Source organism: Vibrio sp. 10N.222.52.C3 (genome assembly GCF_041474195.1).
GTDB classification, from domain to species: Bacteria; Pseudomonadota; Gammaproteobacteria; order Enterobacterales; family Vibrionaceae; genus Vibrio; species Vibrio crassostreae_C.
Map to the genome: position 1 here is coordinate 1 of NZ_JBFRTQ010000009.1, position 11644 is coordinate 11644.

Genomic DNA, 11644 nt, shown 5'->3' on the forward strand with positions numbered 1-11644 from the left:
ATTATTTTACTGGGTAAATAAAATAGGAGCGAATGTTATTTTTAGTAACAAAATTACAAATGTTATAATTAGCGCTCTCAAGTTCAACATAATTCGTAAACATTAAAAAAAAACGTATTTTTGGTGATCAAAAACACAAAAAGGGAGCTTTTGCTCCCTTTTATTTGTTTACTTAGATTTTTATCGCAAAAAAAGTTTTTGGTAATTTTTGGTCGTTTGTTCGGCAACCTCTTTCATCGACACACCTTTTAATTGCGCAATGTAGGCCGCCACTTCGACGACATATGCAGGCTGATTCTGCTTTCCACGATATGGAATGGGCGCCAAGTATGGAGAATCCGTCTCGATCAGCAACCTGTTTAGCGGTAGGTTTTTAACAACTTCTTTAAGTTCTGTAGCCTGCTTAAAGGTCACAATGCCTGAAATTGAGATATAGAAACCTAGTTCCATTGCTGCTTCTGCGAATGCTTGATCTTCGGTAAAGCAGTGAATCACACCGCCACACTTCTCAGCTCCGCCATCACGTAAAATAGCTAATGTGTCTTCACGTGCGTTACGAGTGTGAATGATCAAAGGTTTATTCAGCTCAACGGCTAACTCAACATGCTGCTTAAATCGTAGCTGTTGCAGCTCCGCCGTCTCTGGTTGGTAGTGATAATCTAAACCTGTCTCTCCAATCGCCACAACCTTAGGGTTGCTCGCGTATTCACGCATTGTCTCTAGGCTGAAATCACTTTCAACATCGAGAGGGTGAACGCCACAAGAGGCTTTAACGTTATCAAACGGCGAGATCATCTCGAGCATATTTTCAAACGAATCGAGTGTCACACCGACAGAAAGCAATTGGTCTACATTAGCAGCCTTCGCCTTGTTAACCACATCTTCTACGCTGGTGTGTAAATCTTGGTAATCCAGTTTGTCTAAATGACAGTGGGAATCTACGAACATGTTTCCTCGCAAGTGGCTATCAGCCAATTCATTATGAGTAGCTCCGTATTGAGCCCAGGGTGTTGCTTTAACTGCTCAATCAATGTCAGCAGTTTATTCGATGCTGCATAAGCACTTTGATAAGACATCGCCTCACACAGTGCTTTCGCACTCGGAGTGAAAGCCTGATTCGCCAAACCAAAATGCAGCTTCTGTACATCTGACAATAGATGCCAAAGCCAGCCAAGTTGAATCAAAGGGTCTTTGCTAAGCTCTGTAGAGAACTTTAGCATGTCAGGTTGAGTGCCTTTTATCACATTCACAAAGCCATCGAGCGCTTTTGTTGAAGCTTCAACGCCACCTTGCTCAAACATCGCTTTTGCTTTTAAAGGCGCGTTGTCATTGAGTGCTAAAATATACTGCGGTACCGCTTTGCCCACTTCACCATCTAACCACGCTGATGCTGTCTCTAACTGCGGACTAACCACATTGAATTGCTGACAACGGCTAATAATAGTCGGCATTAAGCGATTACTGTTACGAGTAGACAGAATGAAGATGCACTTGCTTGATGGCTCTTCCAGAGTTTTCAATAGTGCGTTGGAAGCCGATTCGTTCATTGCTTCAGCAGGGTTAAGCAAAATAACGCGCAAACCACCTAACTGAGAAGACTCTTGAGCCCAGCGGTTACTGGCACGCACTTGATCAACCGTGATCGACTTACCTTCTTTCTCGGGTGAGATCACATGAAAATCAGGATGACTGCCCGACTTCATTAACTCACAGCTGTGGCAAAACCCGCACGACTCGCTTTCATAGTTCGTGCACATCAATGCGTCGGTAAGTTGGCTAATCAAAGCATCAACGCCGAGCCCTTCCGGTGCATTAACAATCACAGAGTTAGGAAAACGCTCCGCATCGAGACTTTTTTTCCACTCACTCCATACCGGTGTGAGCCAAGAATACACTTCAGCCATGACTACCTACTGTTTGTCGAGCCAAGCAGTTAGCGCGACTTTAATATCAGCGGCTACTTGCTCAATTTCTTGCTGCGCGTTAATCACAAGTACAGAATCATCTTGTTCTGCAATTTCTAGATAGCGCTCACGCGTGCGGTCGAAAAATGAGATGTCCATCTTTTCAATTCTATCAAGCTCACCACGGCCTCTAGCACGCTCTAGCCCTACTCTAGGGTCTAGGTCCAAATATAGCGTTAGATCGGGTTTAAAGCCGCCTAGCGTGGTTGCTTTCAGTGATTCCATAGTCGTGCGCGCGATCTGGCGACCACCACCTTGGTATGCCTGTGAAGACATATCATGACGATCACCCAATACCCATTGACCATTGGCGAGTGCCGGCTTGATGACGTTCTCGACTAATTGAACACGTGCTGCATACATCAACAGCAATTCAGTCATGTCTTGAAGCTTCTCGCCTTCGTGCTCTTCTTTAACCAATGAACGCATCTTTTCAGCTAAGACAGTACCACCCGGCTCGCGAGTATTAACAATATCTTCAACACCCGATGCTTTTAATGTCTCAACGATGGCATTGATTGCTGTGCTTTTGCCAGCGCCTTCAAGGCCTTCAACCACGATAAATTTCGACTGATTCATAATTATTTCTTTATCTGTTTTTTCTTAATTGCTTTAAGTAAGCTCGCACTGCACGGTTATGCTCAGGCAAACTCTTTGAAAATACGTGCCCACCTGTTCCACTCGCAACGAAATACAAGTAGTTGCTCTTCTCTGGATTCAACGCCGCGTTGATAGACGCTTTGCCTGCCATAGCGATAGGTGTCGGTGGCAAGCCACTCATTGTATAGGTGTTGTAAGGCGTTGGCGTGCGTAAGTCTTTCTTACGGATGTTGCCATCGTAGCTGTCACCCATGCCATAGATAACCGTTGGGTCAGTTTGCAAACGCATACGCTTGTTTAGACGGTTAACAAACACAGAAGAAACACGCTCACGTTCTGACGCAACAGCGGTCTCTTTCTCAATGATAGATGCAAGAATTAACGCTTCGTATGGCGATTTAAGAGGCAGCTTATCCGCTCGATTTTCCCACTCTTCATTCACCACGCTCATTAGGTCTCGATGCGCGCGCTTCAACAAATCTAAATCAGTGGTGCCGTAGGTGTAGTGATACGTTTCTGCTAAGAAGAGACCTTCTAGCTTTTCGTTTTCAATACCCAACTTTTCAGCGATCTCTTTTTCAGAAACGCCATCCAATGTCTGTTGAATGAATTCGTTGTCTTTTAGCTGAACAAGCCATTCGTCAAAACGACTGCCTTCAACAAAGGTAATAGTAAACTGGTGTTCTTTCCCTTCTACAAGCACCTGTAGCGCTTGCTCTAAGGTTAAACCCGGTTCAAGCAGGAAAGTACCCGCTTTTACGTCTACAAGCTCAGGATGTAACTTACGGATTAATTTCTCGTAAGGAGAAGCCTCAAACAGCCCCTCGTTAATCAACTGGGCTAGAACGCGGTTAAAGCTGCTACCTGAAGCAACAGTCACGACTTGTGGTTTTTCTAATTGAATAACTTGTTTCAGGTTATCTTGCGCTTGGTTGTAAACATAAAAACCAGCAGCACCGGCTGCAATTAAGCACAAGATAATAAAAATAAATAACTTTTTGATCACGAGTTTAGTTGTCCTTGAAGGCTACGAGTAACGGTTCCAATGTTAAATTGGGTATCACTAATACGGGTAACTGGGGCAACCCCTAAAATGGAGTTTGTCATGAAAACCTCATCAGCTTGCATGAGTTGAGATAAGCAGTAGTCACTAATTGTAACGGAAAGTTCAGCCTGATTCAGCGCGGTTAACACTTGCTTACGCATAACCCCCGCGACACCACTTTGAGTGAGTTGAGGTGTGTATATCGACTGACCTTTGCGCCAGAACAGATTGGCCATGGTGGTTTCAATCACATTGCCCGATATATCAAGAACCACACCATCCACTTCATTAGCTTGATCCATTTCATCTTTCATCAAAATCTGCTCAAGGCGATTATTGTGCTTATGGCCAGCCAGTAGAGGGCTCAAACCTAGCGCTTGATGGCAGATACCGAGTTCAACACCGGAGTCTTGCCACGCTGAATAATGGCTTGGGTAATCAAAGGTACTGATGGTGATTGTCGGCTTGGCGATATTCTTGGTACTGTAGCCACGCCCACCCGCTCCACGACTAACGTGCAGCTTGATCCCTGCTTTTTGATTATGAGGCTTGTTGGCGTTATGGAGCTTCTTTGAACCATCAAGGCTCTTTGTGCCATGAAGAGCGTTATGTTGGATGTGTTGAAGCGCAGTATCGAGCCAAAGACTAACAACATCCCAATCAAGAGCAGAAATGCGTAGTGCTTTAAGGCACTCGTCGACACGGTGCTGATGAGCGTGAAGATGTTGTATCTCACCATCACTCACGAGCATTGTCGTAAAACAGCCGTCTCCGTACTGAAACGAGCGATCCAAAATATCGATAGTTTGCTGGCTTTCTCCATCAACCCAAAACATGTTTTTCCCCATAAAAAGAAACGGCTCAATGCTAAAGCATCAAGCCGTTTAAAAACAAGTCTAATTGTGACTATCTACGAGTGTTTACGTCTTTAATAAGATGATTAAATCTTTTTGAAGATCAAACAGCCGTTTGTACCACCGAAACCGAATGAGTTACATGCAGCATATTCCATGTTGCTAACTTCACGCGCAGTGTGAGGTACTAAGTCAATATCTAAGCCTTCTTCAGGATCATCTAGGTTGATTGTTGGTGGAACAATTTGGTCAACCAGAGACATAGCCGTGATGATAGCTTCAGCAGAACCAGCAGCACCTAGAAGGTGGCCTGTCATTGATTTCGTAGAAGAAACCAATACTTGCTTGCTGCCTGCTTCGCCAAGAGCACGCTTGATGCCCTTAACTTCCGCTACGTCACCTGCAGGAGTCGAAGTACCGTGTGCGTTTACATAACCGATTTGTTCACCAGTAATGCCAGCATCACGCATAGCCGCTTCCATTGCTAGTGCGCCACCTGAGCCATCTTCACTTGGAGATGTCATGTGGTAAGCGTCACCCGACATACCGAAGCCAACTAGCTCACAGTAAATCTTAGCGCCACGAGCTTTCGCATGTTCGTACTCTTCAAGAACCATCATGCCTGCACCGTCGCCAAGAACGAAGCCATCACGGCCTTTGTCCCATGGACGAGAAGCTTTTTGAGGCTCATCGTTACGAGTAGAAAGTGCTTTAGCCGCACCAAAACCGCCCATACCTAGTGGAGTTGATGCTTTTTCAGCACCACCCGCTAGCATTGCGTCTGCATCGCCGTATGCAATCATACGAGCCGCGTGACCAATGTTATGTAGGCCAGTCGTACATGCAGTAGAAATCGCGATGTTTGGACCGCGTAGGCCACGCATGATAGACATGTGACCAGCAATCATATTCACGATCGTCGACGGTACGAAGAACGGGCTGATCTTACGAGGGCCTTTTTCAGTTAGAGCTTGGTGACCGGCTTCGATCAAACCAAGACCACCAATACCAGAACCGATAGCAACACCCACACGTGGAGCGTTTTCTTCAGTAATAGTTAGGGCTGAATCATCTAAAGCTTGAATACCTGCTGCGACGCCGTACTGGATGAACAAGTCCATCTTACGAGCATCTTTTTTAGTCATATACTCTTCGCAGTTAAAGTCTTTAACTAGACCTGCAAAACGAGTTGAGAAATTGGTTGCATCAAAATGATCGATATTAACGATACCACTTTGACCAGCTAGCAGGGCTTTCCAAGAAGATTCTACAGTGTTGCCTACCGGTGACAACATACCCATGCCAGTGACAACTACACGACGCTTGGACACGATTTTACACTCCGGGGATTGAGGTGATTTAAGATGAGGATAGATGAGTTAGATAAAACACAGGCGGTCGAGGTGACCGCCTGGGAGAGATTATTACTGAGCGCTAGTTACGTAATCGATAGCTGCTTGAACAGTAGTAATTTTCTCAGCTTCTTCATCTGGGATTTCAGTGTCAAATTCTTCTTCTAGAGCCATTACTAGCTCTACTGTGTCTAGAGAATCTGCACCTAGGTCATCAACGAAAGAAGCTTCGTTTTTAACTTCAGCTTCGTCTACACCTAGCTGTTCAACAATGATTTTCTTTACGCGTTCTTCGAGGTTGCTCATTTTTTCTTTTCCTTTACAGAGTTCGCTTTATGCGATGTTTTCCGTAGTTTATTCAATCTATTGAAAGTTGCAAGGTCAACTTTTCTGGTCAAACCACAATTTTCACGATTTTAACCGAAATTACGTATGATCTTGACTTAAATCATGCACAAATGTTGCACATAATTTACACCATGTACATACCGCCATTGACGTGAAGTGTTTCACCTGTGATATAAGCTGCCGCAGGTGACGCCAAAAATACCACAGCTTCAGCGATTTCGCGAGGGTCACCTAGTCGACCTGCTGGTACATTCGCCAAAGTTGCTGCACGTTGGTCATCATTTAGCGCTTTAGTCATGTCTGTTTCGATAAAACCAGGCGCTACAGTGTTTACTGTAATGCCACGAGACGCAACTTCACGAGCCATTGATTTAGTAAAGCCAATTACACCAGCTTTTGCAGCTGCGTAGTTAGCTTGACCAGCGTTACCCATAGTACCAACTACAGAACCAACGTTAACAATACGGCCTTGACGCTTCTTCATCATGCCACGCAATACAGCTTTAGACATGCGGAAAATAGGCGTTAGATTAGTATCAATGATGTCGTTCCACTCATCGTCTTTCATACGCATAAGTAGGTTATCACGAGTGATACCAGCGTTGTTAACTAGAATGTCAATCGCACCAAATTCATCGTTGATGGTTTTCAGTGTAGCAGCAATTGAGTCAACATCAGTGACATTAAGAGCAAGACCTTTACCATTCTCACCCAGATACTCACTGATTGCAGCTGCGCCGCCTTCAGAAGTAGCTGTACCGATAACTTTAGCACCACGCTCAACTAAAAGTTCAGCGATTGCACGACCGATACCACGGCTTGCGCCTGTAACTAGTGCAACTTTGCCTTCTAAATTCATCATAACTTCTCTATTAAGTGGTTATTTACTTAGCAGCTTCTAGTGATGCAGTGTCGTTAACTGCAGCAGCTGTCATAGTTTTTACGATTCGTTTTGTTAGGCCAGTAAGAACTTTACCAGGGCCTAATTCAAGTAGCTTCTCAACGCCTTGCTCATTCATCGCTTGTACACCTTCAGTCCAACGAACTGGGCTGTATAGCTGACGAACAAGTGCGTCTTTAATTTTTGCAGGGTCTGTTTCAGCAATAACATCAACGTTATTGATAACAGGCAATGCTGGCGTGTTGAACTCTAGAGCTTCTAGAGCCACTGCTAGCTTATCTGCTGCTGGCTTCATCAGTGCACAGTGAGACGGCACAGAAACAGGTAACGGAAGTGCACGCTTAGCGCCCGCTTCTTTACAAAGTGCACCAGCACGCTCTACTGCAGCTTTGTTACCCGCGATAACAACTTGGCCAGGAGAGTTAAAGTTAACTGGAGACACAACTTCGTCTTGCGCAGCTTCTTCACACGCTTTAGCAATCGCTTCATCGTCTAGACCGATGATTGCGTACATTGCACCAACACCTGCAGGAACCGCTTCTTGCATCAGTTGACCACGTAGTTCAACCAGCTTGATCGCTTCTTTAAAGTCGATAACGCCGGCACATACAAGAGCAGAATATTCACCTAGGCTGTGACCTGCTAGATTTACAGGTTGCTCTAGGCCAAGCTCTTGCCATACACGCCAAATTGCAACAGACGCTGTTAATAGAGCCGGTTGAGTGCGAAAAGTTTCATTTAGATTTTCTACAGGACCATCTTGAACCAATGCCCATAGATCGTAACCAAGTGCTTCTGAAGCTTCAGCAAATGTCTTTTTAACAACATCATACTGTTCGCCTAGGTCAGCAAGCATACCGATAGCTTGAGAGCCTTGGCCTGGGAATACGATAGCAAATTTGCTCATTGTAATTTTCCTTTAAGCAAAGCAAAAAATTGAATAAGGCACATAAGTTATGTGCCTTGTTTGTTGATTATCGCTTAGGGTTAGAATTTAACTAACGCAGAACCCCAAGTGAAGCCGCCGCCAAATGCTTCAAGTAGAAGCGTTTGACCACGTTTAATTCGCCCGTCGCGAACAGCCTCATCTAGGGCCGTTGGTACGGTAGCTGCTGACGTGTTGCCGTGCTTATCAAGAGTAATCACTACTTGATCAAGCGACATCGTCAGCTTTTTAGCGGTTGCCGAGATAATACGGTAGTTCGCTTGGTGTGGAACTAACCAATCAAGCTCTGACTTATCCATATTGTTCGCCGCTAAGGTGTCTTTAACTAGCTTAGAAAGCTGAGTTACCGCCACTTTAAATACTTCGTTGCCCGCCATGTGCAGCCATTTGTCTGCATCACCGCCGCGCTCTGGTACTTCTAGGCTTAGAAGCTCACCGTATTTACCATCAGAGTAAATATGAGTAGACAAAATACCTGGCTCTTCGCTTGCGCCTACAACCACCGCGCCTGCTGCATCACCAAATAGGATGATAGTAGAGCGGTCAGTCGGATCACAGGTTTTTGACAGTGCATCAGCACCAATTACCAAAACGTTCTTACACATGCCAGTCTTGATGTGTTGATCAGCAACAGACAGTGCGTAGACAAAACCAGAACACGCTGCAGCCAAATCAAACGCAGGGCAGCCTTTGATACCAAGCTTGCCTTGTACCTGACATGCCGAAGACGGGAATGTGTGGCTACTGCTGGTTGTCGCAACGATGATTAAATCAATCTCTTCTTTGTCGATACCTGCCATTTCAATGGCATTTTCAGCAGCGTAAAACGCCATATCAGCAACGGTTTCGTTTTCCGCTGAAATACGACGCTCTTTAATACCCGTTCTAGCAACGATCCACTCATCGCTAGTCTCTACCATTTTCTCTAAGTCTGCGTTAGTACGCACCTGAGATGGCAAGTAGCTGCCAGTACCTAAAATTTTGCTATACATGAAGACTAATAATGCCTCTCGAGTAAAACCGCTTCCAAACGATCGCTAATGCGGCTGGGGACTTGTCGTTTGACCTCGTGTACTGCTTCACCAATCGCGTTGACGACTGCAGACACATCAGCACTTCCATGACTTTTAATGACAATGCCGCGCAATCCTAACAAACTTGCGCCGTTATACTGGTCGGGGTTCAAGGTTTTTAATTCAGTAAATAGCTCAGAAAACAGCATTCTGGCTATCCAACCCTTTATTGTTGAAGCCATCATGCGCGTTTTTAGCTTATCAATAAAGAGCTGAGCCGTACCTTCGCACGTTTTTAAGCAGACATTGCCCACAAAACCATCACATACGACGACATCAGCAGCATCTTGAAGTAATTGATTACCTTCAATATAGCCTATGAAGTTCACAGACTGAGTATTAGACAACATTTCAGCGCATCGTTTTACAAGGTCATTGCCTTTAATTTCTTCTGCACCGATATTCAAGATAGCGACACGTGGTGCGCGACCTAAATGTTGTTCTGCTAATGCACTGCCCATGACAGCAAACTGAAACAGTGAATCTGCGTCACTAGAAACGTTCGCCCCTAAATCAAGCATCCATGTGCGATTTCCGGATGCAGTAGGCAAAGCTGAAACCAATGCAGGCCTATCAATACCGGGAAGAAGCTTGAGTCTGAAACGGGATAAAGCCATCAGTGCGCCAGTGTTACCACCACTCACACAAGCATCAGCCTGTGATTCGGCAACCAGATCGATAGCGGCACGCATAGAGCTACCCTGACTATTACGTAAGGCTAGTGAAGGTTTTTCAGAATTGGAAATGACTCGATCACAATGCTGGATACTCAAACGAGAATCAGGCATTCGACCTAATGAAGATAATTGAGATGTGATCGCGTTTCGATCACCTATTAGAATGACTTTTAGCTCTGGGAAATACGACAGTGCCTGCACGGCGGCAGGCACTGTTACACGAGGACCGAAGTCCCCGCCCATTGCATCAAGCGCAACGGTTAGATTTTGCAAAGGTCAACCTTACTTGTTGATAACCTTTTTGCCGCGGTAGAAACCTTCGGCAGTCACGTTGTGACGTAGGTGAGTTTCACCTGAAGTTGCGTCTACAGAAAGTGCAGCTGTAGTTAGCGCATCGTGTGAACGACGCATGCCACGCATTGAACGTGATTTCTTGCTCTTTTGTACGGCCATTGACCCTACTCCTATGTAAATTCTTAAAGAAGCAATTACTTCTTTAAGCTTTTTAAAACATCAAATGGATTCGGCTTTTTGTCTTCCTCAATTTCTTCAGGAAGTTCACCAAACACCAAGTTATTTGAGTTAACGCTACATTTCGCATCGTCGTGCATTGCTATTTGTGGCAATCCAAGGATGAACTCGTCTTCAACTAATTGAATCAGGTCTAACTCACCGTACTCGTTCAGATCTACCAAATCGTACTCTTCCGGTGCTTCCTCTTCACTTTTCTCACTGTAAACAGGAGTATAAGTAAATTGGACATCGCACTCATGTGCGAAAACCTCATTACAACGTTGACACTCTAAATCGACTTCGACGTTAGCTTTACCAGAGATAACGACTAATCGTTGTTCATCAAGCCCAAATGACATTGAGACTTGCGCGTCACGTTTTACGCCTTCAGTTGCTTCAGTTAAACGCTTCAAAAGACTGACCTGAATGATACCATCCATATCGAGTCGTTTTTGAGCCGTTCTTGCCGGATCAACTGTACGCGGTATTTTTTCCTTTTGCATAGGGCGCGAATCTTATCTTCCAAATCGTGTTTAGTCAAAGGAAATGGCAAAAAAAATGTACTTTCCTGCCTTTCCTATTCAGAGCATTATGAATAGCAGGACAAGTTACGTTATCCTGAGATAAATGCTTCCTTGAATTGTAAATTAAAATGAGAAATTACCAACTAGTTTTAGCCTCTACATCACCATTTAGGCAAGAGATCCTCAAAAAACTACAGTTAAGCTTCATTACAGCCAAGCCAGACTGCGATGAAACGCCGCTTCCAGAAGAGACACCACAACAGTTGGTGATGCGCCTTGCTGAGACCAAAGCTAAGTCTTGTGTTGTGGAGCAACCTAGCTTAGTCATCGGTTCTGATCAGGTTTGCGTAATTGATGGAGAGATCATTGGTAAGCCTCACACTCGAGAAAAAGCGATCGAGCAGTTATCTCGTCAAAGCGGCAAGAGCATTACTTTTTATACTGGGCTTTCGGTTTGGAACAACGAAACCAATGAAGCTGACACGCGTCTCGACACCTTTGTAGTGCATTTCCGCGATTTAACTAAGCAACAGATCATTAGTTATGTTGAGAAAGAGCAGCCTTATTACTGCGCAGGTAGCTTTATGTGTGAAGGGTTAGGCATCGCGTTGTTTAAACAGATGGAAGGGAAAGACCCAAATACTTTGATCGGCTTACCGCTGATCGATCTAGTCGATATGTTAGAAGCGCAAGGAATGGGTGTACTATAACGGATACGCTCTCTTTGTTAGAGATCCCTACTCCTTCCTTCGTCAGTCTAGGGAATGGCGGAACACGCAATTTTATCTAACCAACTAATGATATAGAGCGTGATTTTAAAAAGTCGTCATCCTCAAGAGCGAGGAAC

Annotated in this window: 14 protein-coding genes; 1 reads left to right on the forward strand and 13 read right to left on the reverse strand. The window is 44.8% G+C overall.

The window, feature by feature from the left end; translation table 11 throughout:
- Positions 1-180: 180 nt before the first annotated feature.
- The 13 genes from AB4517_RS01060 to yceD all read right to left on the reverse strand — a co-directional run bounded on the left by AB4517_RS01060 (position 181) and on the right by yceD (position 10776).
- Positions 181-948, reverse strand: coding sequence for a TatD family hydrolase (locus tag AB4517_RS01060; RefSeq protein WP_017063483.1), 768 nt, complete (start codon positions 946-948; stop codon positions 181-183).
- Positions 939-1904, reverse strand: a complete 966-nt coding sequence (locus tag AB4517_RS01065) for a DNA polymerase III subunit delta' (RefSeq protein WP_017062147.1) — start codon at positions 1902-1904, stop codon at positions 939-941. Before AB4517_RS01065 ends, AB4517_RS01060 begins: the two co-directional genes overlap by 10 nt.
- Before the next feature lie 6 nt (positions 1905-1910).
- Positions 1911-2543, reverse strand: coding sequence for a dTMP kinase (gene tmk, locus AB4517_RS01070; protein ID WP_017062148.1), 633 nt, complete (start codon positions 2541-2543; stop codon positions 1911-1913).
- Between the two features lie 10 nt (positions 2544-2553).
- The gene (mltG, locus tag AB4517_RS01075) at positions 2554-3570 is read right to left on the reverse strand and encodes an endolytic transglycosylase MltG (protein ID WP_372147745.1); all 1017 of its coding nucleotides are present in this window, start codon (positions 3568-3570) and stop codon (positions 2554-2556) included.
- Positions 3567-4445, reverse strand: coding sequence for an aminodeoxychorismate lyase (gene pabC / locus AB4517_RS01080; protein WP_372147747.1), 879 nt, complete (start codon positions 4443-4445; stop codon positions 3567-3569). Before pabC ends, mltG begins: the two co-directional genes overlap by 4 nt.
- A 104-nt stretch (positions 4446-4549) precedes the next feature.
- Positions 4550-5794: a beta-ketoacyl-ACP synthase II gene (gene fabF, locus AB4517_RS01085; protein WP_010437291.1), complete on the reverse strand. Its 1245-nt coding sequence runs from the start codon at positions 5792-5794 to the stop codon at positions 4550-4552.
- 93 nt (positions 5795-5887) lie between these two features.
- Entirely contained in the window at positions 5888-6121 is a 234-nt protein-coding gene (gene acpP / locus AB4517_RS01090; RefSeq protein WP_004737381.1) for an acyl carrier protein, read from the reverse strand.
- A gap of 166 nt (positions 6122-6287) precedes the next feature.
- Complete coding sequence (fabG, locus tag AB4517_RS01095; protein ID WP_010437280.1) at positions 6288-7022, reverse strand: 3-oxoacyl-ACP reductase FabG; 735 nt, start codon at positions 7020-7022, stop codon at positions 6288-6290.
- 25 nt (positions 7023-7047) lie between these two features.
- Positions 7048-7971 (reverse strand): ACP S-malonyltransferase, encoded by a 924-nt coding sequence (gene fabD, locus AB4517_RS01100; protein WP_017063479.1) that lies wholly within the window; start codon positions 7969-7971, stop codon positions 7048-7050.
- Between the two features lie 80 nt (positions 7972-8051).
- A complete protein-coding gene (locus AB4517_RS01105) occupies positions 8052-9002 on the reverse strand; it encodes a beta-ketoacyl-ACP synthase III (RefSeq protein ID WP_017054985.1) in 951 nt (316 codons plus the stop codon).
- A gap of 5 nt (positions 9003-9007) precedes the next feature.
- A complete protein-coding gene (plsX, locus tag AB4517_RS01110; protein WP_017062152.1) occupies positions 9008-10033 on the reverse strand; it encodes a phosphate acyltransferase PlsX in 1026 nt (341 codons plus the stop codon).
- A gap of 9 nt (positions 10034-10042) precedes the next feature.
- Positions 10043-10213 (reverse strand): 50S ribosomal protein L32, encoded by a 171-nt coding sequence (gene rpmF / locus AB4517_RS01115; protein ID WP_004737376.1) that lies wholly within the window; start codon positions 10211-10213, stop codon positions 10043-10045.
- Between the two features lie 35 nt (positions 10214-10248).
- Entirely contained in the window at positions 10249-10776 is a 528-nt protein-coding gene (gene yceD, locus AB4517_RS01120) for a 23S rRNA accumulation protein YceD (protein WP_017062153.1), read from the reverse strand.
- A 149-nt stretch (positions 10777-10925) separates the two neighbouring features.
- Between yceD and AB4517_RS01125 the strand changes: the two genes are divergently transcribed.
- Positions 10926-11507: a nucleoside triphosphate pyrophosphatase gene (locus AB4517_RS01125; protein ID WP_017067204.1), complete on the forward strand. Its 582-nt coding sequence runs from the start codon at positions 10926-10928 to the stop codon at positions 11505-11507.
- Positions 11508-11644 lie beyond the last annotated feature (137 nt).